19 protein-coding genes and 5 tRNA genes are annotated in these 26,704 nt (G+C 35.3%); 22 read left to right on the top strand and 2 right to left on the bottom strand.

The features are described from left to right. The first annotated feature begins 24 nt into the window (after window positions 1–24). The 21 genes from Q0783_RS17725 to Q0783_RS17625 all read left to right on the top strand — a co-directional run bounded on the left by Q0783_RS17725 (window position 25) and on the right by Q0783_RS17625 (window position 18,974). Window positions 25–882 (top strand): helix-hairpin-helix domain-containing protein, encoded by an 858-nt coding sequence (locus Q0783_RS17725; RefSeq protein WP_298897383.1) that lies wholly within the window; start codon window positions 25–27, stop codon window positions 880–882. A gap of 21 nt (window positions 883–903) precedes the next feature. Next, window positions 904–2,070 (top strand): acyl-CoA dehydrogenase family protein, encoded by a 1,167-nt coding sequence (locus tag Q0783_RS17720; protein WP_298897381.1) that lies wholly within the window; start codon window positions 904–906, stop codon window positions 2,068–2,070. Window positions 2,071–2,127: 57 nt separating this feature from the next. After that, on the top strand, window positions 2,128–3,558 hold the full coding sequence (locus tag Q0783_RS17715; protein WP_298897379.1) for a carboxypeptidase-like regulatory domain-containing protein: 1,431 nt from the start codon (window positions 2,128–2,130) through the stop codon (window positions 3,556–3,558). Between the two features lie 87 nt (window positions 3,559–3,645). After that, window positions 3,646–3,840: a 30S ribosomal protein S21 gene (gene rpsU, locus Q0783_RS17710; protein WP_230936960.1), complete on the top strand. Its 195-nt coding sequence runs from the start codon at window positions 3,646–3,648 to the stop codon at window positions 3,838–3,840. Window positions 3,841–3,960: 120 nt separating this feature from the next. Next, window positions 3,961–4,851: a tyrosine-type recombinase/integrase gene (locus tag Q0783_RS17705; protein ID WP_298897377.1), complete on the top strand. Its 891-nt coding sequence runs from the start codon at window positions 3,961–3,963 to the stop codon at window positions 4,849–4,851. A gap of 27 nt (window positions 4,852–4,878) precedes the next feature. Beyond that, window positions 4,879–5,181, top strand: coding sequence for a ribosome-associated translation inhibitor RaiA (gene raiA / locus Q0783_RS17700; protein ID WP_230936958.1), 303 nt, complete (start codon window positions 4,879–4,881; stop codon window positions 5,179–5,181). 101 nt (window positions 5,182–5,282) lie between these two features. Then, window positions 5,283–5,356 (top strand) — tRNA-Thr (locus tag Q0783_RS17695). A 54-nt stretch (window positions 5,357–5,410) separates the two neighbouring features. Continuing rightward, window positions 5,411–5,492: transfer RNA gene (locus tag Q0783_RS17690), tRNA-Tyr, on the top strand. Between the two features lie 167 nt (window positions 5,493–5,659). Next, window positions 5,660–5,732: transfer RNA gene (locus Q0783_RS17685), tRNA-Gly, on the top strand. 61 nt (window positions 5,733–5,793) lie between these two features. Continuing rightward, a tRNA-Thr gene (locus tag Q0783_RS17680) sits at window positions 5,794–5,865 on the top strand. 61 nt (window positions 5,866–5,926) lie between these two features. Continuing rightward, window positions 5,927–7,114 carry an elongation factor Tu gene (gene tuf / locus Q0783_RS17675; protein ID WP_298897375.1) on the top strand — a complete coding sequence of 396 codons (1,188 nt, stop codon included), beginning with the start codon at window positions 5,927–5,929 and terminating at the stop codon, window positions 7,112–7,114. Between the two features lie 63 nt (window positions 7,115–7,177). Further along, window positions 7,178–7,250, top strand: a tRNA-Trp gene (locus tag Q0783_RS17670). 14 nt (window positions 7,251–7,264) lie between these two features. After that, window positions 7,265–7,456, top strand: coding sequence for a preprotein translocase subunit SecE (gene secE / locus Q0783_RS17665; RefSeq protein WP_230936956.1), 192 nt, complete (start codon window positions 7,265–7,267; stop codon window positions 7,454–7,456). Between the two features lie 17 nt (window positions 7,457–7,473). Continuing rightward, window positions 7,474–8,031 carry a transcription termination/antitermination protein NusG gene (gene nusG, locus Q0783_RS17660; RefSeq protein WP_298761993.1) on the top strand — a complete coding sequence of 186 codons (558 nt, stop codon included), beginning with the start codon at window positions 7,474–7,476 and terminating at the stop codon, window positions 8,029–8,031. A gap of 73 nt (window positions 8,032–8,104) precedes the next feature. Continuing rightward, complete coding sequence (rplK, locus tag Q0783_RS17655; RefSeq protein WP_298897373.1) at window positions 8,105–8,545, top strand: 50S ribosomal protein L11; 441 nt, start codon at window positions 8,105–8,107, stop codon at window positions 8,543–8,545. A 12-nt stretch (window positions 8,546–8,557) separates the two neighbouring features. Continuing rightward, a complete protein-coding gene (rplA, locus tag Q0783_RS17650; protein WP_298897372.1) occupies window positions 8,558–9,244 on the top strand; it encodes a 50S ribosomal protein L1 in 687 nt (228 codons plus the stop codon). Between the two features lie 20 nt (window positions 9,245–9,264). After that, entirely contained in the window at window positions 9,265–9,786 is a 522-nt protein-coding gene (gene rplJ / locus Q0783_RS17645) for a 50S ribosomal protein L10 (protein ID WP_230936952.1), read from the top strand. A gap of 59 nt (window positions 9,787–9,845) precedes the next feature. Then, a complete protein-coding gene (rplL, locus tag Q0783_RS17640; RefSeq protein ID WP_040251401.1) occupies window positions 9,846–10,223 on the top strand; it encodes a 50S ribosomal protein L7/L12 in 378 nt (125 codons plus the stop codon). Between the two features lie 125 nt (window positions 10,224–10,348). Continuing rightward, window positions 10,349–14,161, top strand: a complete 3,813-nt coding sequence (rpoB, locus tag Q0783_RS17635; protein ID WP_230936950.1) for a DNA-directed RNA polymerase subunit beta — start codon at window positions 10,349–10,351, stop codon at window positions 14,159–14,161. A 62-nt stretch (window positions 14,162–14,223) separates the two neighbouring features. Beyond that, entirely contained in the window at window positions 14,224–18,525 is a 4,302-nt protein-coding gene (rpoC, locus tag Q0783_RS17630; RefSeq protein ID WP_298897365.1) for a DNA-directed RNA polymerase subunit beta', read from the top strand. A 134-nt stretch (window positions 18,526–18,659) separates the two neighbouring features. Next, window positions 18,660–18,974 carry a DUF3467 domain-containing protein gene (locus Q0783_RS17625; protein ID WP_230936948.1) on the top strand — a complete coding sequence of 105 codons (315 nt, stop codon included), beginning with the start codon at window positions 18,660–18,662 and terminating at the stop codon, window positions 18,972–18,974. Window positions 18,975–19,278: 304 nt separating this feature from the next. Here Q0783_RS17625 and Q0783_RS17620 read toward each other — a convergent pair whose 3' ends face one another. Both Q0783_RS17620 and Q0783_RS17615 read right to left on the bottom strand, forming a co-directional pair. Next, window positions 19,279–19,506, bottom strand: coding sequence for a (4Fe-4S)-binding protein (locus Q0783_RS17620; protein WP_230936947.1), 228 nt, complete (start codon window positions 19,504–19,506; stop codon window positions 19,279–19,281). 145 nt (window positions 19,507–19,651) lie between these two features. Next, complete coding sequence (locus tag Q0783_RS17615) at window positions 19,652–21,241, bottom strand: peptide chain release factor 3 (RefSeq protein ID WP_298897362.1); 1,590 nt, start codon at window positions 21,239–21,241, stop codon at window positions 19,652–19,654. A gap of 429 nt (window positions 21,242–21,670) precedes the next feature. Here Q0783_RS17615 and Q0783_RS17610 point away from each other — a divergent pair. Continuing rightward, window positions 21,671–26,704: hypothetical protein (locus tag Q0783_RS17610; protein ID WP_298897360.1), on the top strand; the 5,034-nt coding region annotated here is incomplete at its 3' end.

The raw sequence follows: 26,704 nt of genomic DNA, 5'->3' as shown, positions 1-26,704 counted from the left end.
ATGTCAAATATAAAATCCCACTTCATGTTTACTAAACAACAGCGAAGTGGGATTTTTGCATTAATACTACTCATATTAATTTTTCAAGGTATTATTTATGTTGTTGATTTTTCCTCGGAAGAATTTGAAAAGGATACATCTCTAGTACATGCATATAGAGCAGAAGTGGATTCGCTCAAACAATTAAAGTTAAAAAATAGCCAACCCAGAATATTTCCATTTAACCCCAACTTTATAACAGATTATAAAGGATATACGCTTGGTATGTCTGCTGAAGAACTTGATAGACTTCATGAGTTTAGAAAAGGAAATAAATGGATTAATTCTGCAAAGGAATTTCAAAAAGTGACTGAAGTGTCTGATGCTCTTTTAGCAGAGATCTCTCCATATTTTAAGTTTCCAGATTGGGTTACAAATCCAAAACCAAAGCGTGAATACAATAGTTCATTTTCAGATAATTCAAAACCTAAAACATTTACTGAAAAACAAGATTTAAATACAGCTTCAGCATCACAATTAAAAAAAGTAAATGGTATAGGTGAGGCACTTTCTGAACGTATCGTAAATTATAGAAGCAGAATAGGTGGATTCGTGGCAGATGTTCAACTAAAGGAAGTATATGGTTTGTCTTCAGAAGTTATTGGTCGTGTACTAAACCAGTTTACTGTTAAATCAGGAACACCTATTACTAAAATACATATTAATACGGCTACAATAGAAGAGCTGGTTACCATAAAATACATTGATTACGAAATTGCCTATAATATCATAGAACAACGTACGCTTAGAGAAGGATTTAAATCTTTAGATGAATTAACAAAAGTTAAAGGTTTTCCTGTTAAAAAAAGTGAGATAATTGAGTTATATTTGACATTCGATTAATGATTACTAAAAAAGCAGACTATGAGCAGTATGTACTTCACAGAAGAACATGAATTATTCAGACAAAGTTTAAAAGATTTTTTACAAAAAGAAGTTGTTCCTCATATCGAAAAATGGGAAGAAACTGGACATATTGAACGGTTCATATGGAAAAAGTTTGGCGAGATGGGTTTCTTTGGCTTGGCGTATCCAGAGGAATACGGAGGAATGAATCTCGATTTATTTTACACTGTTATTCTGCTTGAGGAACTTCAAAAAATTGATTCTGGAGGATTTGCAGCGGCCATTTGGGCACACGCTTATTTAGCAATGACTCATGTTAATAAAGAAGGCGATCATGCCATTAAAGAGAAATATCTGGCTCCTAGTATTGCCGGAGACAAAATAGGCTGTTTATGTATTACTGAACCTTTTGGAGGTAGTGACGTTGCAGGAATGAGAACTACAGCAGTAAAAGAAGGCGATAGTTATGTGATAAATGGCTCTAAAACATTCATTACTAATGGTGTTTATAGTGACTATCTAGTGGTTGCAGCTAAAACAAACCCAGAACTTGGAAATAAAGGAATTAGTATTTTTATTATAGATCGTGATGTGCCTGGCGTTTCAGCAACTAAATTGGATAAATTAGGATGGCGTGCATCTGATACAGGTGAAATTGCATTTGATAACGTCAAGATTCCAGCCTCAAATCTAATGGGAGAGGAAAATAAAGGATTTCCATACATCATGCAACACTTTGCTTTAGAGCGCTTAATTATGGGCGTTAATGCTCATGCAAGAGCAGAGTATGCTTTAGATTATGCAAAACAATATATGAGTGAAAGACAAGCTTTCGGAAAGTCTATTGACAAGTTTCAAGCGCTTCGTCATAGTTTTGCAGATTGTTATGCAGATATGATCATGTGTAAAGAATTTAATTATGCAGTTACTAGTCGTTTAGATAAAGGTGAATATGTAGTTAAAGAAGCAACGATCTCAAAGCTAAGATCAACTAAAATGGCAGATGAGGTGATATACCAGTGTCTTCAATTTTTAGGAGGCTATGGTTATATGGAAGAATATCCAATGGCAAGGTTATTGCGTGATAGCAGATTAGGACCAATAGGTGGTGGTACTTCGGAGATTCTCAGAGAAATCATAGCGAAGATGACAATTGACGATAAGGACTATAAACCAGCGACTTAATTTTCTTCGGAAATAGGTATGAACTAAACAGTTCGGTTAATAAATAGAATATATGGTATGGGAATTAAACATTTAAAATATTGTCTTGCATTAAGCATACTGTTTTTTACAATTACAGCAACTTCGCAAACAGAAGTTAAAAATAAGATTGTAGATTTTACAACTTTACTTCCTATTGAAAGTGCTAGTATCTATGTTAAGAATACAACAATAGGTACGGTAAGTAATTCGGATGGAAAATTTTTACTTCAAGTGCCACAAGAATTTGAAAAAGACACTTTAATTATTTCGTCAATTGGTTATAAAAGTTTCAAAGTGCCTGTCAATGAATTTGATAATTCAGTCGACGTCTACTTAGAGGAGGATGTCGCGTCATTAGATGAGATTGTCCTTATTGCCGAAACACGACCAAAAACTGGTAACGAAATAGTACTAAGAGCAATGGAAAAGCTCTCTAATAATTTACCAGATTCTGCCTACATTCAAAAAGGATTTTTAAGACATAAGGAACGTAACAAAGTAGAATTTAAATGGCTTATCGAAAGTGCGATAACCGTTTATGATTCTGGTTATGGTTCTAAAAGTTCAGATTATTTGAAGATCAATGTAGATCAAATGCGAAAGAGTTACGACTTGAGAGATGTAGATAGTATTTTTTCATATGTATCCTATAAAAATCAAACAACAAGAAGTCGTCGTTTAAAACCTAAGGATGTAAGGCGAAGTCAATTGCGTACCTCTCAATTGGTAGATGCTATAAAATGGAATGATAATCGTGTTAATGGTCTTCAGAATATATTTCAAGGGAAATTGAATCTTCTGCGTAATGCTGATGATGCTAAAGCATTATTTGGAGAAAATATCCTAGATAAACATCAATTTGAATTGGATACAATACTAGTAGATAACGACCGAAAAATCTATAAAATTAAAATTTCAGAAAGTACAGATTTCGTAGGACTTGGTACTAAAGGTATTTTTAATGAGGGTTATGTTGCTAATGGATGGTTATATATTTATTATGACAATTACGCGATCAAAAAGATAGAGTATGAACTCATAGCTGCTTCTGATGCTCAAAAGGTAAGAAGCAAACGGTTATTCGATACACAGGTTAATCATAAGTTGGTGATTACTTATATTGAATATGAAGATAAAATGTATCCCAACTATATTTATTATGAAACACCTAAATTGGTGAATGTTGGTTTTAAAGCTGATGAGAAAGTAAGTGACGAAGAGAAGGAACGTTATAATAAAGAAGAACGCTATTATTATACTGTACAGGAAATACTATTCTCCGAAATAATTTTAGATAAAGAAGTTATTAAAACAACTCTTAATGATAAATGGGATATGGATATCTTCTCTCCAAAGCCATATAATAAAGACTTTTGGAAAAACTATAATATTCTTCTAGAAAGTGAAGAAGATGAAAAGCTCATTGAAGATTTGAGTACTCGTGCTTCGCTGTTTAAAGACAATTAAAAATATTTAAAAAAATTAATTGGACATTTTAAATTAGTTTCTATATTTGCAGCCTTAAAAATTCTAAAAGAGAGGAGGTTAAGAACTATGTTAATAATTCCAGTTAAAGAAGGAGAAAATATAGATAGAGCGTTAAAACGTTACAAGCGTAAGTTTGTGAAAACAACGGTTAAAAACCAGTTGCAAGAACGTAAGCAATTTACCAAACCTTCAATCGCACGTAGAGCACAAATACAAAAAGCACAGTATGTTCAAGGTCTTAGAGATCAAGAAGCTGTATAATTCGTGTTTTTTATACTATATAAATCCTGCTAGAACTAGCAGGATTTTTTTTGCGATCAAATGAAATACAAATAAAAGGTTGTACATTTATTATATACTTCAAGAGTAAATATTATTTATATGGCTTTTAAAGCGTTTTCAGATTATTTATTGTTAGAGAAAAATTATTCTAAGCTAACACTGAAAGCTTATGTAAACGATTTAGAAGATTTTCAGCTTTTTATAACTTCAGAATTTGATGCAGATTCTATAATATATATTAATTACCAACAAATTAGACATTGGATAGTCAATTTAGTGGAGAGCGGAATCTCAAATAGAAGTATCAACAGGAAAGTATCTTCTCTAAACACTTATTATAAATTTCTAATTAAAACAAAAAGTATTGAAGTCAATCCATTGGCAAAACATAAAGCTCTTAAGGTAAGTAAAAAAGTACAGGTTCCTTTTTCAGAAGTTGAAATGAAACAAGTTTTAGAGGCGCTAAATTCTGCCAAAGATTTTGAAGGGTTAAGAAACCGATTAGTTATAGAACTATTTTATGCAACTGGTATTCGTCGTATTGAATTGGTTCAATTAAAAATATCTGACGTAGATCTATCCAATAACACATTAAAAGTTTTAGGTAAACGAAATAAGGAACGATTGATACCTCTAATAGATTCTGTTGTAAAAACTATTGAAGACTATTTGCATCTAAGAAATAATTTAGAAACCATTGTAGATAATTCCCATTTGTTTTTAACAAAAAAAGGGGTTAAAATTTATGAAACTCTTGTTTACAGAATTATAAATGATTACTTTAGTAATGTATCTACCAAAGTAAAAAGGAGTCCGCATATTTTAAGGCACTCATTTGCGACTCATTTGCTTAATCAAGGTGCAAACCTAAATGCTGTAAAAGAGCTTCTTGGTCATTCAAGTTTAGCAGCAACTCAAGTCTATACACATAATAGTATAGCCGAATTAAAGAAAGTGTATTCTAATACACATCCAAGAAGTAAAAAATAATATTGTCTAACCAATAAAAGAACGATTATGAAGGTAAACACACAATCTGTAAATTTCACCGCAGACAGAAAGCTAATTGATTTCATTCAAAAACGAATGGATAAGTTAGATATGTTCTATGATAAAGTCATACAATCTGATGTGTATTTGAAAGTTGAAAATACAAGCGATAAGGAGAATAAAGTTTTTGAAGCACGAGTTAGAGTACCAGGCGATAGTTTTATTGTAAAAAAACAGTGCAAAACATTTGAAGAAGGAACAGATATGGCAGTTTCCTCTCTAGAAAGACAGTTAAAAAAGCGAAAAGAAAAATTAAGAGCACATATCTGATAAAATTTTTCAAAAAATGTTTTGAATAAATAAATAAATCTTTACATTTGCAGTCCGTTAGAAATAGCGGGCTTTTTTTATAGCGAAAAAGTTATAGAAAAGCCGATGTAGCTCAGCTGGCTAGAGCAGCTGATTTGTAATCAGCAGGTCGTGGGTTCGAGTCCCTCCATCGGCTCTAAAAAAGTCTAAAAATAACAGGTGTTAATTTTAGCAAAAGTTCTTTAAAATTGGGGAGATACTCAAGCGGCCAACGAGGGCAGACTGTAAATCTGCTGACTACGTCTTCGCAGGTTCGAATCCTGCTCTCCCCACAAAGAATTTTTTAATAGGAGTTGTCAAAAGTTTTCTTTTGTGAAACTACATTTAAAAGTTCTTTGGATTGGTTCACCAATCCATAAAAATTATTTTTAGAAAGCTTGATTCTAAAAATAGACTTTGAAATATTGAAACCTTATAATTGATAAAGCAATTATTAAATGCGAGAGTAGCTCAGTTGGTAGAGCGTCAGCCTTCCAAGCTGAATGTCGCCGGTTCGAACCCGGTCTCTCGCTCAAAAAATTCCTGCGAAGGCAGGAATCTCATTTAGTTTAAATGAGGAAGTAAACACTTTACGCCGGTGTAGCTCAGGGGTAGAGCGTTTCCTTGGTAAGGAAGAGGTCACGAGTTCAAATCTCGTCATTGGCTCTTTTTTTAGAAAGAAAATTAAATTGAACACTAATATAAATTAAGATTAAATAAATTAAACATGGCAAAGGCAACTTTCGATCGTTCAAAACCACACCTTAATATAGGTACAATTGGACACGTAGATCACGGTAAAACAACTTTAACTGCTGCTATTACTAAAGTATTAGCTGATGCAGGTTTATCTGAAGCAAAAGATTTCGATCAAATTGATAACGCTCCAGAGGAGAAAGAAAGAGGTATTACAATTAATACATCACACGTTGAATATGCAACAGCTAATCGTCATTACGCTCACGTTGACTGTCCAGGTCACGCCGATTACGTAAAGAACATGGTTACTGGTGCTGCTCAAATGGATGGTGCAATATTAGTTGTAGCTGCTACAGATGGTCCAATGCCACAAACTCGTGAGCACATCCTTTTAGGACGTCAGGTAGGTATTCCACGTATCGTTGTATTCATGAATAAAGTGGATATGGTTGATGATGATGAGTTATTAGAATTAGTAGAAATGGAAATCAGAGATTTATTATCTTTCTATGAGTATGATGGAGATAATGGTCCTGTAATTGCTGGTTCTGCTTTAGGTGCACTTAACGGTGAGCAAAAATGGGTAGATACAGTAATGGAATTAATGGAAGCTGTTGATGCTTGGATTGAAGAGCCAGTGCGTGATATGGACAAGCCTTTCTTAATGCCAATTGAAGATGTATTCTCAATTACTGGTCGTGGAACTGTTGCTACAGGTCGTATCGAAACTGGTGTTGCTAATACGGGTGATCCAGTTGAGATTATTGGTATGGGTGCTGAGAAATTAAATTCAACCATTACAGGTATCGAGATGTTCCGTCAAATCCTTGATAGAGGAGAAGCTGGAGATAACGCTGGTATCTTATTAAGAGGTATTGAGAAAACTCAAATCTCTAGAGGTATGGTAATTACTAAGCCAGGATCTGTAACTCCACACAAAAACTTCAAAGCTGAGGTTTATATCCTTAAGAAAGAAGAAGGTGGACGTCACACTCCATTCCATAATAACTACCGTCCACAGTTCTACGTACGTACAACTGATGTTACTGGAAACATTGCGCTTCCTGATGGAGTTGAAATGGTAATGCCTGGAGATAACCTTACTATTAAAGTTGAATTAATTCAACCAATTGCAATGAACGTTGGTTTACGTTTCGCAATTCGTGAAGGTGGTAGAACAGTAGGTGCTGGACAGGTTACTGAAATTTTAGACTAAATATTTATTAAATAAATATTAATTAAGGTGTTCCGATTTGTCGGAACGCCTTGATTTATATTTACGGGTTTAGCTCAGTTGGTAGAGCACTGGTCTCCAAAACCAGGTGTCGGGAGTTCGAGTCTCTCAACCCGTGCAAATACAAAACAAATGGCAGGAATTGTAAATTATATAAAAGAATCTTTTGACGAGTTAAAGAATAATGTGTCTTGGCCAACATTGGCAGAAGGGCAAAGCTTAACCGTTTTAGTGGCTGTATTTTCAATCATATTCTCATTAGCTATTTGGGGAGTTGATACTGTTTTTAGTAAAGTAATTAAGGCTTACTTTGATTTAATATAACTAAAACAACACAGAGAATGTCTGAAACTAATACAAATAAAAAGTGGTACGTTGTTAGAGCCGTAAGTGGTCAAGAAAACAAAATCAAAACCTATATCGAGAATGAAATTTCTAGATTAGGTTTAGAAGATTATGTAGATCAAGTACTCGTTCCAACAGAAAAAGTTATCCAGATTCGTAACGGAAAGAAAATAAATAAAGAACGTGTTTATTTTCCTGGATATATTATGATTCAGGCAAATTTAAGTGGTGAGATTCCTCATATTATTAAATCTATTACAAATGTAATTGGATTTTTAGGAGAAACTAAAGGAGGAGATCCAGTACCATTAAGACAATCTGAGGTAAACAGAATGTTAGGTAAAGTAGATGAATTAGCTGTAGATGCCGATGCAAATGTTGCTATACCTTACACACTTGGAGAAACAGTAAAAGTTATAGATGGACCATTCAATGGATTTGATGGTACAATCGAAAAGATAAATGAAGAAAAGCGTAAACTTGAAGTTATGGTTAAGATTTTCGGAAGAAAAACACCATTAGAATTAAGTTATATGCAAGTTGAAAAAGTATAATAATTGTTACAAATATAGATAGTATGTCTTTTTTGCTTCCACATGAAAGATATGCAAAACTAAAATTTTTAAAATGGCAAAAGAATTAGGTAAAGTAGTTAAATTACAAGTTCGGGGAGGTGCTGCGAATCCATCGCCACCGGTTGGACCCGCTTTAGGAGCTGCTGGAGTTAATATCATGGAATTTTGTAAGCAATTCAACGCTAGAACTCAGGATAAACCTGGTAAAGTTCTTCCAGTTGTAATATCTGTTTACAAAGACAAGTCTTTCGACTTTGTTATTAAAACTCCTCCAGCTGCGGTACAATTATTGGAAGCGGCCAAAGTAAAAAAAGGATCTGGTGAACCGAACAGAAAAAAAGTAGCAAAAGTAACTTGGGATCAAGTGAAAGCTATCGCAGAAGACAAAATGCAAGATTTAAATGCATTTAGCGTAAACTCTGCAATGAAGATGGTTGCAGGAACTGCAAGATCAATGGGTATCACTGTTAGAGGCGGAGAAGCTCCTAACTAAAAACGTTTTGAAATGGCAATGACAAAAAAACAAAAAGAAGCAAGAGCTAAAGTAGAGAAGAATAAATTATATTCTCTTGAAGAAGCTTCAGCACTATTAAAAGAAATTACGTATACAAAGTTTGATGCCTCTGTTGATTTAGCGGTTAGACTTGGAGTTGATCCTCGTAAAGCTAATCAAATGGTAAGAGGGGTTGTATCTCTTCCTCACGGAACAGGTAAAGACATGAAGGTACTAGCATTAGTAACTCCAGATAAAGAAGAGGAAGCTAAAGCTGCAGGTGCTGATTACGTAGGATTAGATGAATACCTAGAAAAAATCAAAGGTGGTTGGACAGATGTTGACGTTATCGTTACTATGCCAGCTATTATGGGTAAACTAGGTCCATTAGGTAGAGTATTAGGTCCAAGAGGTTTAATGCCAAATCCAAAAACAGGAACAGTAACAATGGATGTTGCAAAAGCAGTATCTGAAGTTAAAGCTGGTAAGATCGATTTTAAAGTAGACAAGACAGGAATTGTACACGCTCCAATTGGAAAAGCATCATTTAGTGCTGATAAAATTAAGGACAACGCAATGGAATTGTTAACGACTTTAAACAAACTGAAACCAACTGCTGCAAAGGGTGTTTACATGAAAAGTGTATTTATATCTAGTACAATGAGCCCAAGTATTGCGATTGACGTAAAATTCGCATAAGTAGTTAAATCTTTAATATTATGACAAGAGAAGAAAAATCACAAGTAATTGAAGAGTTAACTGCACAGTTAGCAGATAATACAAATATCTATTTAACAGATATCTCTGGATTAAATGCAGGTAGCACTTCAGATTTACGTCGCGCTTGTTTCAAAGCAGATGTAAAATTAAATGTAGTAAAAAATACATTATTAACTAAAGCTATGGAAGCTTCTGAAAGAGATTTCGGAGACCTTCCAACAGTTTTAAAAGGTAATACCTCTGTAATGTATTCTGAAACTGGTAATGCTCCAGCTAAAGTAATTAAAGCCTTCCGTAAAAAATCTGAAAAGCCTTTGCTTAAAGGAGCTTTTATTGAAGAAGCAATTTACTTAGGAGACGATCAATTAGACATGTTAGTTGATATCAAGTCTAAAGAAGAATTGATTGGAGAGATTGTGACATTATTACAATCACCAGCTAAGAATGTTATTTCAGCACTTAAATCAGGTGGTGGAACATTAGCAGGTATCATCAAAACATTATCCGAAAAAGAAGGATAATCAAATAAGTACGCACTTAAACAAATTATATTTTATTAAAATTATTAAAAACGATAGAAATGGCAGATTTAAAAGATTTCGCAGAACAATTAGTTAATTTAACAGTAAAAGAAGTTAATGAATTAGCTACAATATTAAAAGACGAATATGGTATCGAACCAGCAGCAGCAGCAGTAGCAGTAGCAGCAGGTGGAGCAGCAGCAGGTGGAGACGCAGCTGAAGAAAAATCAGAATTCGACGTAATCCTTAAAGCAGCAGGTGGTTCTAAATTAGCTGTTGTAAAATTAGTTAAAGAATTAACTGGTTTAGGATTAAAAGAAGCTAAAGGTTTAGTAGACGAAGCACCAAGTGCTATCAAAGAAGGTGTTGCTAAAGACGAAGCTGAAGCTCTAAAATCTCAATTAGAGGAAGCAGGAGCAGAGGTTGAGCTTAAGTAAGCTTAACAAACCTACAAATTATGGTTTAGGTCTTCCGAAACACTCGGAATGACCTAAACCCTTTTGTGTATAAAAAAGGTGCACAAATAAACTAGTTATTTTTTTAATCAAAATCTCGTTCATCGATGTTAGCAAATACAGCTGAAAGATTAAATTTCTCTTCCATAGTAAACAGAACTGAATATCCAGATTTCTTGGATATTCAAATCAAATCCTTCCAGGATTTTTTCCAGTTAGAGACAAAATCAGAAGAAAGAGGAAATGAAGGACTGTACAATACCTTCATGGAAAACTTTCCAATTACAGATACTCGTAATCAATTCGTACTAGAGTTCTTGGATTATTTTATCGATCCACCTAGATATACAATTGAAGAATGTATCGAAAGAGGACTTACATACAGTGTGCCATTAAAAGCGCGTTTAAAACTGTACTGTACAGATCCAGAACATGAAGACTTTGAGACGATTGTTCAAGATGTATATTTAGGAACAATCCCTTACATGACTCCAAGCGGAACTTTCTGTATCAATGGTGCAGAACGTGTAGTTGTTTCTCAATTACACAGATCTCCTGGTGTATTCTTTAGTCAATCATTTCACGCAAATGGTACTAAATTATACTCAGCAAGAGTTATTCCTTTTAAAGGATCTTGGATAGAATTCGCTACAGATATCAATCAGGTAATGTATGCTTACATTGACAGAAAGAAAAAGTTACCTGTTACTACGCTTTTTAGAGCTATCGGTTTTGAGCGTGATAAAGATATTCTTGAGATTTTTGATCTTGCCGAAGAGGTTAAAGTATCAAAATCTGGACTTAAAAAAGTAATCGATCGTAAACTTGCCGCTCGTGTATTGAATACATGGCATGAAGATTTCGTTGATGAAGATACAGGAGAAGTTGTATCTATCGAACGTAACGAAATTGTTTTAGATCGTGATACAGTTATAGACAAAGATAATATTGAAGAAATCCTTGAAGCTGGTGTAAAAACTATTTTGTTACACAAAGAAACATCTCAACAAGGAGATTACGCAATTATTCACAATACATTACAAAAAGATCCAACAAACTCTGAGAAAGAAGCTGTTGAACATATCTACCGTCAATTACGTAATGCTGAGCCGCCAGATGAGGAAACAGCACGTGGTATAATTGACAAATTATTCTTCTCTGACCAACGTTACTCTTTAGGTGAAGTAGGTCGTTACAGAATGAACAAAAAATTAGGTTTGGATATTGGAATGGATAAGCAAGTGCTTACTAAAGAAGATATCATTACCATCATTAAATACTTAATTGAGTTAATCAACTCTAAAGCAGAGATTGATGATATTGATCACTTATCTAACCGTCGTGTACGTACTGTAGGTGAACAGTTATCTTCTCAATTTGGTGTTGGTTTGGCACGTATGGCTCGTACTATTCGTGAACGTATGAATGTTCGTGACAACGAAGTATTTACGCCGATTGATTTGATTAATGCTAAGACCTTATCGTCTGTTATTAATTCATTCTTCGGAACAAACCAGTTGTCTCAGTTTATGGATCAAACTAATCCATTAGCAGAGATTACACACAAACGTCGTTTATCAGCTTTAGGACCTGGAGGTTTATCTAGAGAAAGAGCAGGTTTCGAGGTTCGAGATGTTCACTATACTCACTACGGAAGATTATGTCCAATTGAAACTCCTGAAGGACCAAATATTGGATTAATTTCATCTCTATCTGTATACGCTAAGGTAAACTCAATGGGATTCATTGAAACACCTTATAGAAAAGCTGATGGTGGTGTTGTAGATATCAAGAATGCGCCTACGTATTTAAGTGCAGAGGAAGAGGAAGACATGTTAATCGCTCAAGCGAATATTAGTGTTGATGATAATGGAAAAATTCTTGAAGATAAAATTATTGCACGTCAAGAAGGTGATTTCCCAGTAATAGATCCTGCTAACGTTCATTATACTGATGTTGCTCCTAACCAGATTGCATCTATTTCGGCATCGTTGATTCCGTTCTTAGAGCATGATGATGCCAACCGTGCATTGATGGGGTCTAACATGATGCGTCAAGCTGTACCTTTATTACGCCCTCAAGCGCCTATCGTTGGAACAGGTCTTGAGCGTCAAGTGGCTTCAGATTCTAGAGTATTAATTAATGCTGAAGGAAATGGAGTTGTTGAGTATGTTGATGCTAATGAAATTACAATTAAGTACGAACGTACCGATGAGGAAGCAATGGTAAGTTTTGATAGTGATACTAAAACGTATCCACTAGTGAAATTTAGAAAAACAAACCAAGGAACTTCTATTAACTTAAAGCCTATCGTTGAGAAAGGTGATAAAGTTAAAAAAGGACAGGTACTTTGTCAAGGTTATGCTACCGAAAATGGAGAATTAGCTCTAGGTCGTAACATGAAAGTGGCCTTTATGCCATGGAAAGGTTATAACTTTGAGGATGCAATCGTAATCTCAGAAAAAGTTGTTCGTGACGATATATTTACATCTATTCATATTGATGAGTATTCATTAGAAGTTAGAGATACCAAATTAGGTAACGAAGAATTGACTAATGATATTCCTAACGTTTCTGAAGAGGCAACAAAAGACCTTGATGAAAATGGTATGATTAGAATTGGTGCAGAGATTAAGCCAGGTGATATTCTTATTGGTAAGATTACTCCAAAAGGTGAATCTGATCCTACACCAGAAGAAAAATTATTACGTGCTATTTTTGGTGATAAAGCTGGTGATGTAAAAGATGCATCTTTAAAAGCATCTCCTTCATTACACGGTGTTGTTATTGAGAAGAAATTATTCTCAAGAGCCATCAAAGATAAACGTAAGAGAGCAAAAGATAAAGAAGATATTGAAGCATTAGAAAATATCTACTATAAGAAGTTCGATGATTTACAAGCTGTTTTAGTTGAAAAACTATTCGCTCTTGTAAATGGTAAAACTGCTCAAGGTATCTATAATGACTTAGGTGAAGAAATTATTCCTAAAGGGAAGAAATATACACTTAAGATGTTAAATGCTGTTGACGATTATACGCATTTAACTTCAGGAACTTGGACAACTGATGACCACTTAAACACCTTAGTTGCAGATTTAATTCACAACTATAAGATTAAGGAAAATGACCTTCAAGGATCATTGCGTCGTGAGAAGTTTACAATTTCTGTAGGTGATGAATTACCAGCAGGTATTATCAAATTAGCTAAGGTTTATGTTGCTAAGAAACGTAAATTAAAAGTTGGTGATAAAATGGCAGGACGTCACGGTAACAAAGGTATTGTTGCTCGTATTGTTCGTCAAGAAGATATGCCGTTCTTAGAGGATGGAACACCTGTTGATATCGTATTAAATCCGTTAGGTGTACCATCGCGTATGAACATCGGACAGATTTATGAAACTGTTTTAGGTTGGGCAGGACAAAAATTAGGACGTACATATGCGACGCCAATTTTTGATGGTGCAACTCTAGATCAGATCAATGGCTTTACAGACGAAGCCGGTGTACCAAGATTTGGTCATACATACTTATATGATGGTGGAACAGGAGATCGTTTCGATCAACCAGCAACAGTAGGTGTGATTTATATGATTAAACTAGGTCACATGATTGACGATAAGATGCACGCACGTTCTATTGGACCTTACTCATTAATTACACAACAACCATTAGGTGGTAAAGCACAGTTTGGTGGTCAGCGTTTTGGTGAGATGGAGGTTTGGGCACTTGAAGCTTATGGAGCATCAAGTACTTTACGTGAAATCTTAACAGTAAAATCTGATGATGTTATTGGTAGAGCTAAAACTTACGAAGCTATCGTAAAAGGAGAGCCAATGCCAGAACCAGGACTACCTGAATCTTTCAACGTACTTATGCACGAATTGAAAGGATTAGGATTAGATATTAGATTAGAAGAATAATTTGAAAAATTTTGCTAGTGAGGGCAACTCTTGAGTTGCCCAAACGGTAACCACATAATATTATGGCAAGAAGACAAGATAAGAATACAGTACAGAGATTTAATAAAATCTCAATTGGTTTAGCATCTCCTGAATCTGTTTTAGCAGCATCTCGTGGTGAGGTTTTAAAACCAGAAACTATTAATTATCGAACACATAAACCAGAAAGAGATGGTTTATTCTGTGAGCGTATTTTTGGTCCTGTTAAGGATTTTGAATGTGCTTGTGGTAAATACAAAAGAATACGTTACAAAGGTATTGTTTGTGACCGTTGTGGTGTTGAAGTAACAGAAAAGAAAGTACGTCGTGATCGCGTTGGACACATCAACCTTGTTGTGCCTGTCGCTCATATCTGGTACTTCCGTTCGTTACCAAATAAAATTGGATACTTACTTGGTTTACCATCTAAGCGTTTAGATATGATTATCTACTACGAAAGATACGTGGTAATTCAACCAGGTGAGGCTAAAAATGCCGAAGGAGAACCATTACAAAAAATGGATTTCCTTACTGAAGAAGAGTACCTTAATATCATGGAAGCTCTTCCACAAGAAAACAGACATCTAGATGATACAGATCCTAACAAGTTTATTGCTAAAATGGGAGCTGAATGTTTAATCGAGTTATTATCAAGAATCGATTTAAACGAATTATCATTTGAATTGCGTCATAAAGCAAACACTGAAACCTCTAAACAACGTAAAACTGAAGCATTAAAACGTTTACAAGTTGTCGAAGCGTTTAGAGATTCTAATGCCAATAGAGAGAATAAGCCAGAGTGGATGATCATGAAGGCTATTCCAATCATTCCACCAGAATTAAGACCTTTAGTGCCTTTAGATGGTGGGCGTTTTGCAACATCTGATTTAAATGACCTTTATCGTCGTGTTATTATCCGTAACAACCGTTTAAAGCGTTTAGTTGAAATCAAAGCTCCTGAAGTTATCTTACGTAATGAGAAACGTATGTTACAAGAATCGGTAGATTCATTATTTGATAATACACGTAAAGCTTCTGCAGTTAAAACAGATTCTAACAGACCATTAAAATCATTATCCGATTCATTAAAAGGTAAGCAAGGACGTTTCCGTCAGAACTTACTTGGTAAACGTGTAGATTATTCAGCACGTTCGGTAATTGTTGTTGGACCAGAATTAAAATTATTCGAATGCGGATTGCCTAAAAATATGGCAGCAGAACTTTATAAGCCATTCATCATTAGAAAACTGATAGAAAGAGGTATCGTAAAGACTGTAAAATCTGCAAAGAAAATTATAGATAGAAAAGAGCCTGTTGTTTGGGATATCTTAGAGAATGTTCTTAAAGGACATCCAGTATTACTAAACCGTGCTCCTACATTACACAGACTTGGTATTCAAGCATTCCAACCAAAATTAATTGAAGGGAAAGCAATTCAGTTACACCCATTAGTGTGTACTGCATTTAATGCCGATTTTGATGGTGACCAAATGGCCGTTCATTTACCATTAGGTCCTGAAGCAATTTTAGAAGCGCAACTATTAATGTTAGCGTCTCATAATATTTTGAACCCAGCTAATGGTTCTCCTGTAACTGTACCTTCTCAGGATATGGTACTTGGTCTTTACTATATGACTAAGCATCGTAAAACAGATAAGGATTATACGGTTAAAGGTGAAGGATTAACATTCTACTCTCCTGAGGAAGTAACTATTGCTTACAATGAGAAGAAAGTTGACCTTAATGCTGGTATTAAAGTTCGTACGAAAGATTTTAACGACGAAGGTGAGTTAACAACTCAAATCATTGAGACAACTGTTGGTCGTGTACTTTTTAATGAAAAAGTACCTGAAGCTGCAGGATATATTAATGAAGTATTAACTAAGAAATCATTAAGAGATATTATTCATGGTATCTTAAAAGTGACTAGTGTACCAGAAACTGCTGCTTTCTTAGATGAAATTAAAACATTAGGATATAAGTTCGCATTCCAAGGTGGTTTATCATTTAGTTTAGGAGATATTATTATTCCTGCTGAAAAACAAGGTATGATTGACAAAGCCAATGGCTTAGTTGATGGTATTATGGGTAACTATAACATGGGATTAATTACAAATAACGAACGTTATAACCAAGTTATTGATATTTGGACTTCTACCAATGCTGAATTAACAGAGTTATCTATGAAACGTATCCGTGAGGATCAACAAGGATTTAACTCAGTGTTTATGATGCTTGATTCTGGAGCTCGTGGATCTAAAGAACAGATTCGTCAGTTGACAGGTATGCGTGGATTGATGGCAAAGCCTAAAAAATCGAATGCAGGAGGCGGGGAAATTATTGAAAATCCGATTCTTTCTAACTTTAAGGAAGGTCTTTCAATTTTAGAATACTTTATCTCAACTCACGGTGCTCGTAAAGGTCTTGCCGATACAGCACTTAAAACTGCCGATGCTGGTTACTTAACACGTCGTTTAGTTGATGTATCTCAAGATGTAATTATCTACACCGAAGATTGTGGAACCTTAAGAGGTATTGAAGTTAATCCGTTGAAGAAGAATGAAGAAGTTATCGAAACTCTTGAGGCGAGAATTGTTGGTCGTACATCTTTAAATGATGTTTATGATCCATTAACAGAAGAGTTGCTAATTGAAGCTGGTGGTCATATTGATGATGCCATTGCAAAACGAATTGGAGCATCTGCTTTAGATTCAATCGAAGTGCGTTCAGCATTAACTTGTGAAGCTAAAAAAGGTATTTGTTCTAAGTGTTACGGTCGTAACCTTGCTACTGGTAAAATGGTACAAAGAGGTGAGGCTGTTGGTGTAGTTGCTGCACAATCAATTGGTGAGCCTGGTACGCAGTTAACATTACGTACATTCCACGTAGGTGGTATTGCAGGTAACATTTCAGAAGAAAATAAATTAACAGTGAAATTCGATGGAATTGCAGAAATCGAAGATTTAAAAATTGTTAAGAGTACTGATAATGATGGAAAAGAAGTAGATGTTGTTATATCTCGTACATCTGAATTAAAATTAGTTGACGCCAAAACAGGTATCACATTAAGTACTAATAATATTCCTTATGGATCATTCATCTATGTAAAACCAGGTGATAAAGTGAAGTCTGGTGATACGATTTGTCAATGGGATCCATATAACGGTGTAATTATTTCAGAATTTGCTGGTAAAGTAAAGTATGAAAACATCGAACAAGGTGTCACTTATCAAGTAGAAATTGATGAGCAAACTGGTTTCCAAGAGAAGGTAATTTCTGAATCTAGAAACAAGAAATTAATTCCTACACTTCATATTGAAGATTCTAAAGGAGAAACAATACGTTCTTATAACTTACCAGTAGGAGCTCACCTTATGATTGATGATGGAGAGAAAATTAAGGTTGGTAAAATCTTAGTTAAAATCCCTCGTAAATCTGCTAAAGCTGGTGATATCACAGGTGGTTTACCTCGTGTAACTGAGTTATTCGAAGCACGTAACCCGTCTAATCCTGCCGTTGTAAGTGAAATTGATGGTGTTGTATCTTTTGGAAAAATCAAAAGAGGTAACCGTGAAATCATTATTGAATCTAAGCTTGGTGAGATCAAGAAATATTTAGTGAAATTATCTAATCAGATTCTTGTTCAAGAAAATGATTATGTAAAAGCTGGTATGCCTTTATCTGATGGTTCTATTACACCTAACGATATTTTAAATATTAAAGGACCAGCTGCTGTACAACAATACTTAGTGAATGAAGTTCAAGAAGTATACCGTTTACAAGGTGTAAAGATTAATGATAAGCACTTTGAGGTTGTTGTTAGACAGATGATGCGTAAAGTGAAAATTATTGATTCTGGTGATACTATTTTCTTAGAGGATCAATTGGTTCATAAATCAGATTTCATAGAAGAAAATGATAAGATTTTCGGAATGAAAGTGGTTGAAGAAGCTGGAGATTCTGAGAATTTAAAAGCTGGTCAGATTTTAACATCAAGAGAGTTAAGAGATGAGAACTCAATATTACGTAGAGAAGATAAAGCATTAGTAACTGCACGTGATGCACAACCTGCTACTGCTACACCTATCTTACAAGGTATTACAAGAGCCTCATTACAAACTAAGTCATTTATATCTGCAGCATCGTTCCAGGAAACAACAAAAGTTCTTAACGAAGCAGCTGTAAATGCTAAAGTAGATGATCTTGAAGGATTGAAAGAAAATGTAATCGTTGGTCATAGAATTCCGGCAGGAACAGGTGTTAGAAAATTTGATAACATCATCGTAGGTTCTAAAGAAGAATTCAATGAAATGATGAAAGCAAAAGAAGAGATGAACTATAATTAATTAGTGGTCTAAATCCTGCGGAGGCAGGAGTTTATAAAATAAAGCCTTCACGCATTAATTTGTTTGAAGGCTTTTTTAATAGAATATGTATAATCATAAACTTTCCGTACCACGGAAATACAAACAATTTTGTTATGGCAGAAGAAAATAAAAATAAAAAACCAGGAATAAACATCGAATTAGATGAAAAAATAGCAGAAGGGACTTATTCCAACCTAGCAATCATAAATCATTCGGTTTCAGAATTTGTAATCGATTTTGTAAGTATTATGCCAGGAACTCCTAAAAGCAAGGTGAAGTCGAGAATTATCTTGACACCACAGCATGCAAAACGCTTGTTAAAGGCTCTCGGAGATAATGTAAATCGCTTCGAAAAGGCTCATGGAGAAATTAAAGATTACGAGCAACCTCCAATTCCTTTAAATTTTGGTCCAACAGGACAGGCTTAAGTTTTTAAGCATAAAGTCCAGATAAAAGACATTTTTATGGTTGCTCGAAATGTCCCATGAGCAACCTCCAATTCCTTTAAATTTTGGTCCAACAGGACAGGCATAACTGTAAAAAAGCCTTTGAAATTTTGTTTCAAAGGCTTTTTTATTGAAATAATGTAGGTAGTTAAGCATGGTTGTTTATTTCGGAATGCTTAGTATCCGAATAAGAGGTCGTTAAGCTACTTTAGCAAGCTTTGTTCTTCGCAAATACTTATTTCTTAGAAAATTGTATAGCAACTTCAATAAGACAAAAATCATTGATTTATGCCACTTCTTGGTTTAAATGAAACTGTAAAGCACCTGAAGGACACTTCTTAACTTGTTTAATAATCTTTTTTGTAGATGCGCCATCTAAATCTATCCAAGGAATAACGGATTGGCGGAATACATTCGAAAGTTCTTTGGCACAACGCTCAGCGTTAATGCACTTGCACGGATTGTATGTTACAGTAATATCGCTATTACTGAAAACATTGGGATTTGTTTTCATGAGTAGATCAATTTTGGGGTTTTAATCTATATTAAATTTAGATAACTAAAATGTTATCGTAACCTAATCATCGATTAAAAGTATAAAAACATCGTTAAAAAACAAATTTATTCTGAAATTTTAGATGAACAGCACTTTTTTTAACTTAATTATACTCTGAAGTAAAATGAAAGATGATATTTGGGTATTTTTGCTGTGTCATCTGTAAAGAAAAGGCTGAATCCGCTAAAAAGACCAATTGCCCATGCTTATCTTTAGCCAAGAACCGCTGTTTTACTCTTAAAAATTCTTTATATTCTTCACTTTTAATATCATCAGCTTCTACCCAACAAGCTTTGTGCACATTTAAATTTTCATATGTACATTTTGCACCATACTCATGTTCTAATCTATATTGAATAACCTCATATTGCAGTGCACCAACTGTACCAATTACTTTTCTTCCATTGAGTTCTAGTGTAAATAACTGCGCGACTCCCTCATCCATAAGCTGATCTATACCCTTATAAAGTTGTTTTGACTTAAGAGGATCTGCGTTATTGATGTATCTAAAGTGCTCTGGTGAAAAGCTGGGTATTCCTTTATAATTTAAGACTTCACCTTCAGTTAAAGTGTCACCAATTTTGAAATTACCTGTGTCTTGCAGGCCCACGATATCACCTGGATAGGAAACATCAACAATTTCTTTCTTTTCAGCAAAAAAAGCATTTGGACTTGAAAACTTTAATTTTTTATTGTGTCTCACATGGAGATAAGGTGTATTACGCTTAAATTCACCAGAAACAATTTTTATGAAGGCCAGTCGGTTTCTGTGATTTGGATCCATATTTGCATGAATTTTAAATACAAATCCAGAAAATTTGTCTTCATCAGGTAGTACCAATCGCTCTTCACTGTTTTTTGGTCTTGGTTTTGGAGCAATATTAACGAAACAATCTAAAAGCTCTCTAACTCCAAAATTATTTAAAGCCGAGCCAAAAAAGACAGGCTGTAACTGTCCACTTAGGTAGTCGTCTTTATTAAATTGAGGATAGATACCATCTACTAATTCTATTTCTTCTCTTAAAGTTTCTGCAGCTACATCGCCTACAAGCGTATCAAGTTCTGAAGATGCTAAATCATTAACCTCAATCGTTTCTTCTATGTCTTTTCTACTATCTCCACTAAAAAGGTTGATGTTTTTTTCCCAGATGTTGTAGATTCCTTTAAAATCATATCCCATTCCAATAGGAAAACTCAGCGGAACAACTTTTAGACCCAGTTTTTGCTCAATTTCATCTAAGAGATCAAAAGCATCCTTACCTTCACGATCCATTTTGTTAATAAAAACGATCATTGGTATATTACGCATTCTACAAACTTCAACAAGCTTTTCCGTCTGTTCCTCAACACCTTTTGCAACATCAATAACTACAATAACACTATCAACCGCAGTGAGAGTTCTAAATGTGTCTTCAGCAAAATCCTTGTGACCAGGTGTGTCAAGAATATTAATTTTTATACCATTATACTCAAAGGCCAAAACAGAAGTGGCTACCGATATACCTCTTTGACGTTCTATTTCCATAAAGTCACTAGTAGCACCTTTTTTGATCTTATTACTTTTTACAGCACCTGCTTCCTGAATGGCACCTCCAAATAGAAGTAATTTTTCGGTTAAAGTTGTTTTACCAGCATCTGGATGTGAAATGATTCCAAATGTACGTCGTCTATTGATTTCCTCTTTAAAAGTCATAGTCATTTTTAGTAGGTGCAAATATAATTTTAATAAATTATTTAAGATTAAAAACCATTGATATTATTATAATTTATCTATCGTTAGCATACAGTATTCATAATAAAACAAAGGTTTTTTGAGCTTTGTAGATTGGCAATTGGTATTTCATCGATAATTTTTAAACCATGAACGAAAAGAAATTACTTGTTAAAATATTCTTAAGGAGAATCATTATTTTTGGTTTCCATTGTCCCTCTAGATGGTTTTCCATAAATAATAATAGATTAATAGCACTATTTTGAACCTACAAAAAATAAGATATTCCTTCTTACATACTTGTGTATGTGACTAGGTTTTTTTGTTTAAAATTTTAAGGTGTTGTTATTAGTCTAGTGTTTAGAATAATAAAATTTTATATAGATATAAATAATTTTACCTTAAGATAATATGAAAATCTTTACTCGATTCTCGTTTACAAACGTTTCAATGGTGTCCAGAGCTTTAATCTTTGTGGCCATTTTATTTTCTTGGAACGGTAATTCACAAAATATTCTAACAAATCCTGGTCTTGATCAAGCAGCAGCAGACTGTACAGGTATTGATGCCGATAGAGATGAAGCACCAGATGGTTGGATTAAAACTAATACACCAGATAGATCAACAGAAGGAGAGCGATCTTGGGATGGTACTTATTTTCCAAGAACAGCATCACCTAGTGGTGGTTGTTATTTTGGATTTAGAGCCTTAGGAGGTGGTGAAGAAGGTATTGGTCAAAATGTTACTCTAATTGGAGGTGAGACTTATAGTTTTTCTTTTGATTATTTAATTGAAACAAGACCAGGAAGTACAGCATGTACTCCTGAATTACAAATTAGACTTGATGGAGTTGTGTTTTTAACATTTGCTGCACCTCCAACTGAAAATGTTTGGACTAGACCGACTGCTACCTTCGTAGCACCTTCTAGTGGTACGTTCTTATTTGAATTTTTCTCAGGAGGGACTTGCGCTAGAACATGGAACTTTGTCGATGCACTTAATTTATCCCTTGTATGCGAGGTAACAAATATTAGTACATCAAATGAATCAGTTTGTAATGATAATGGAACACCTTTAAATACCAGTGATGATTTCTTTACTGCTGATGTCTCAGTTATTTTTGCTAATGCACCTACAACTGGAACTTTAGATTTAAGTGGAGATGGAACAGCATCTGTAGCGGTTGGTAGTTTAGATGACCCTACATTTCATACGTTTATTGGTGTGCAATTACCTGCAGATGGAGGCGCCATTGATTTAACAGCTGCCTTTTCTGACGATGCTGGATGTACATTGACTAATTCAAATGTAACTACTGCGCCAGCCTCATGTAGCTTTACTATTACGGCAGAGAACGATGACTTTAGTGGAACACCTATTGATTCAGCAGCAGGCGGTACAACAGCAAGTGTATTTGCAGATAATGGTAATGGTATAGATACAGCCGATGGCGTAGCTGCAACCGATGGTAATATCGCAGATAACATCAATATCACCAATGATGGAGGCTTAACAGGAGTAACAATCAATACCGATGGAACGATCAATGTTCCAGGAGGTAGTACAGCAGGCACGTATACAGTAACTTATGAGATTTGCTTAGATGTAGATCCAACAATTTGTGATACAGCCGATGTAACTATAGATGTAGATCCAAGCATCAATGCAGAGAACGATGACTTTAGTGGAACACCTATTGATTCAGCAGCAGGCGGTACAACAGCAAGTGTATTTGCAGATAATGGTAATGGTATAGATACAGCCGATGGCGTAGCTGCAACCGATGGAAACATCGCAGATAACATCAATATCACCAATGATGGAGGCTTAACAGGAGTAACAATCAACACAGATGGAACTATAGACGTTCCAGCAAATACACCAGCAGGAAGTTATACAGTAACATACCAGATTTGTTTGGATGTAGATCCAACAATTTGTGATACAGCCGATGTAACTATAGATGTAGACCCAAGCATCAATGCAGAGAATGATGACTTTAGTGGAACACCTATTGATTCAGCAGCAGGAGGTACAACAGCAAGTGTATTTGATGATAACGGCAACGGACCAGATACAGCTAATGGCGTAGCTGCAACCGATGGTAATATCGCAGATAACATCAATATCACCAATGATGGAGGCTTAACAGGAGTAACAATCAATACCGATGGAACGATCAATGTTCCAGGAGGTAGTACAGCAGGCACGTATACAGTAACTTATGAGATTTGCTTAGATGTAGATCCAACGATTTGTGACACGGCAGATGTGACTATAGATGTAGATCCAAGTATCAACGCAGAGAACGATGACTTTAGTGGAACACCTATTGATTCAGCAGCAGGCGGTACAACAGCAAGTGTATTTGCAGATAATGGTAATGGTATAGATACAGCTGATGGCGTAGCTGCAACCGATGGAAACATCGCAGATAACATCAATATCACCAATGATGGAGGCTTAACAGGAGTAACAATCAACACAGATGGAACTATAGACGTTCCAGCAAATACACCAGCAGGAAGTTATACAGTAACATACCAGATTTGTTTGGATGTAGATCCAACAATTTGTGATACAGCCGATGTAACTATAGATGTAGACCCAAGCATCAATGCAGAGAATGATGACTTTAGTGGAACACCTATTGATTCTGCAGCAGGAGGTACAACAGCAAGTGTATTTGATGATAACGGCAACGGACCAGATACAGCTAATGGCGTAGCTGCAACCGATGGTAATATCGCAGATAACATCAATATCACCAATGATGGAGGCTTAACAGGAGTAACAATCAATACCGATGGAACGATCAATGTTCCAGGAGGTAGTACAGCAGGCACGTATACAGTAACTTATGAGATTTGCTTAGATGTAGATCCAACAATTTGTGACACGGCAGATGTGACTATAGATGTAGATCCAAGTATCAACGCAGAGAACGATGACTTTAGTGGAACACCTATTGATTCAGCAGCAGGTGGGACAACAGCAAGTGTATTTGATGATAACGGCAACGGACCAGATACAGCGGATGGTGTTGCAGCTACAGATGGTAATATCGCAGATAACATCAGCATCACCAATGATGGTGGTTTGACAGGAGTAACAATCAACACAGATGGAACTATAGACGTTCCAGCAAATACACCAGCAGGAAGTTATACAGTAACATACCAGATTTGTTTGGATGTAGATCCAACAATTTGTGATACAGCCGATGTAACTATAGATGTAGATCCAAGCATCAATGCAGAGAATGATGATTTCAGTGGAACACCAATTGATTCTGCATCAGGTGGGACAACAGCAAGTGTATTTGATGATAACGGCAACGGACCAGATACAGCGGATGGTGTTGCAGCTACAGATGGTAATATCGCAGATAATATCAGCATCACCAATGATGGTGGTTTGACAGGAGTAACAATCAACACAGATGGAACTATAGACGTTCCAGCAAATACACCAGCAGGAAGTTATACAGTAACATACCAGATTTGTTTGGATGTAGATCCAACAATTTGTGACACAGCAGATGTAACTATAGATGTAGATCCAAGCATCAATGCAGAGAATGATGATTTCAGTGGAACACCAATTGATTCTGCATCAGGTGGGACAACAGCAAGTGTATTTGATGATAACGGCAACGGACCAGATACAGCGGATGGTGTTGCAGCTACAGATGGTAACATTGCAGATAATATCAGCATCACCAATGATGGTGGTTTAACAGGAGTAACAATCAATACAGATGGAACTATAGACGTTCCAGCAAATACACCAGCAGGAAGTTATACAGTAACATACCAGATTTGTTTGGATGTAGATCCAACGATTTGTGACACAGCAGATGTAACTATAGATGTAGATCCAAGTATCAACGCAGAGAACGATGACTTTAGTGGAACACAATTCAATCCGGTAACAGGCGGCACAACGACAAGTGTATTTGCAGATAATGGTAATGGTATAGATACAGCCGATGGCGTAGCTGCAACCGATGGTAATATCGCAGATAACATCAATATCACCAATGATGGAGGCTTAACAGGAGTAACAATCAATACCGATGGAACAATCAATGTTCCAGCAGATTCAGTTCCTGGAACATACACAGTAACATATCAGATCTGCTTGGATGTAGATCCAACAATTTGTGACACAGCAGATGTGACTATAGTGGTAGGTGCTTGTGCAGATTTTCCAACTAATGATTGTGACAATGATGGCGTTATAAACGCTGCAGATATATGTAATGGTTTTGACGATAACGCAGATGCAGATGGTGATTTAGTACCAGATGGTTGTGATGATGATGATGACAATGATGGTTTACTAGATGTTGATGAACGAGGAGAGACAGTAAGTGCTCCACCAGCCTGTGGCAGTCAAGCAGTATTTGATTTTAGTGCAATTCCTACTGAAGAAACAGGTGATGGAAACCTAGCAACGTTACTAGAAGGAGAAGTATTCAGGTTTGCAAATGTTACAGCGGGTACAGATGCTTTAGTAACATTAGTAGATTTTAACAACGCTACTGTAGATATTTTAGATGATAATTCATCTAATCCAGAATACTTCAAACCTGGTTCAAGAATTGCTTATTTAAACCCAGGTGAAGAAGGTTATATTGAGTATAATATTCAGTTGGTTCAATCAGGTACATCGATTCCAGTGAGTTTTCCGGAAGTTTTTGTTGGATATAATGATATGGATGGAACTCCAGATTTATCTGAGCGTAATAGAATACCTTATCCTTTAAGTTATGCAGTTGATAACCCAACAACTTTAACTATTACATCAGAACCTAACTTTTTAGTAGCGACTTCTGGAAGTGTTAATTTTCCTGGATCTTCGAATAGTAACCCGTTCCTAAATATCACAGCGAATTATAATAATTTTTCAAGTTATACATTTAGATTGGGAACAGTAGCTAACAATACAATTACGGATGTTGTGAGATATCATAGTCTTTTATTTGATTGTGCAACTAATTTTGTTGACCCACAAACAACAGATCCAGATACAGATGATGATGGTATTCCAGATTATATTGATACAGATAGTGATGCAGATGGTTGTCCAGATGCATTAGAAGGTGATGGAGGTTATACTTTGGCGGATTTAGATGGAGATGATAGTCTAGGCGATAATGTTGATGCTAATGGAATCCCTCAAGATATTTCGAATAATTCGTTACAACAAAATGATGTCAGTTCTACTGACGCTACAGTTAGTTTATGTTCTGAGATTAGTATCATCAAAGAGAGCAGTTTAGACTTAGGAGCAGATGGTGTAGTGAGTGTAGGAGATGTGATTACGTACACCTATACAGTAAGTAACCTAGGTGGTGTGACCTTATTTGATGTTAGTGTAGTTGAGAATGCTGCTGACTTTACCGGAACAGGTACTTTACCAACACCAGTATACCAGAGT

It is taken from the genome of uncultured Psychroserpens sp. (assembly GCF_947500255.1).
GTDB lineage: Bacteria > Bacteroidota > Bacteroidia > Flavobacteriales > Flavobacteriaceae > Psychroserpens.
This window is presented reverse-complemented; position numbering and strand designations above follow the sequence as displayed.

What these genes read in the sequence shown, in the direction of transcription:
- Q0783_RS17725 (WP_298897383.1), top strand. Translation starts at nt 25, where the DNA reads ATGTTTACTAAACAACAGCGAAGTGGGATTTTTGCATTAATACTACTC.
- Q0783_RS17720 (WP_298897381.1), top strand. Translation starts at nt 904, where the DNA reads ATGAGCAGTATGTACTTCACAGAAGAACATGAATTATTCAGACAAAGT.
- Q0783_RS17715 (WP_298897379.1), top strand. Translation starts at nt 2,128, where the DNA reads ATGGGAATTAAACATTTAAAATATTGTCTTGCATTAAGCATACTGTTT.
- rpsU (WP_230936960.1), top strand. Translation starts at nt 3,646, where the DNA reads ATGTTAATAATTCCAGTTAAAGAAGGAGAAAATATAGATAGAGCGTTA.
- Q0783_RS17705 (WP_298897377.1), top strand. Translation starts at nt 3,961, where the DNA reads ATGGCTTTTAAAGCGTTTTCAGATTATTTATTGTTAGAGAAAAATTAT.
- raiA (WP_230936958.1), top strand. Translation starts at nt 4,879, where the DNA reads ATGAAGGTAAACACACAATCTGTAAATTTCACCGCAGACAGAAAGCTA.
- tuf (WP_298897375.1), top strand. Translation starts at nt 5,927, where the DNA reads ATGGCAAAGGCAACTTTCGATCGTTCAAAACCACACCTTAATATAGGT.
- secE (WP_230936956.1), top strand. Translation starts at nt 7,265, where the DNA reads ATGGCAGGAATTGTAAATTATATAAAAGAATCTTTTGACGAGTTAAAG.
- nusG (WP_298761993.1), top strand. Translation starts at nt 7,474, where the DNA reads ATGTCTGAAACTAATACAAATAAAAAGTGGTACGTTGTTAGAGCCGTA.
- rplK (WP_298897373.1), top strand. Translation starts at nt 8,105, where the DNA reads ATGGCAAAAGAATTAGGTAAAGTAGTTAAATTACAAGTTCGGGGAGGT.
- rplA (WP_298897372.1), top strand. Translation starts at nt 8,558, where the DNA reads ATGGCAATGACAAAAAAACAAAAAGAAGCAAGAGCTAAAGTAGAGAAG.
- rplJ (WP_230936952.1), top strand. Translation starts at nt 9,265, where the DNA reads ATGACAAGAGAAGAAAAATCACAAGTAATTGAAGAGTTAACTGCACAG.
- rplL (WP_040251401.1), top strand. Translation starts at nt 9,846, where the DNA reads ATGGCAGATTTAAAAGATTTCGCAGAACAATTAGTTAATTTAACAGTA.
- rpoB (WP_230936950.1), top strand. Translation starts at nt 10,349, where the DNA reads ATGTTAGCAAATACAGCTGAAAGATTAAATTTCTCTTCCATAGTAAAC.
- rpoC (WP_298897365.1), top strand. Translation starts at nt 14,224, where the DNA reads ATGGCAAGAAGACAAGATAAGAATACAGTACAGAGATTTAATAAAATC.
- Q0783_RS17625 (WP_230936948.1), top strand. Translation starts at nt 18,660, where the DNA reads ATGGCAGAAGAAAATAAAAATAAAAAACCAGGAATAAACATCGAATTA.
- Q0783_RS17620 (WP_230936947.1), bottom strand. Translation starts at nt 19,506, where the DNA reads ATGAAAACAAATCCCAATGTTTTCAGTAATAGCGATATTACTGTAACA.
- Q0783_RS17615 (WP_298897362.1), bottom strand. Translation starts at nt 21,241, where the DNA reads ATGACTTTTAAAGAGGAAATCAATAGACGACGTACATTTGGAATCATT.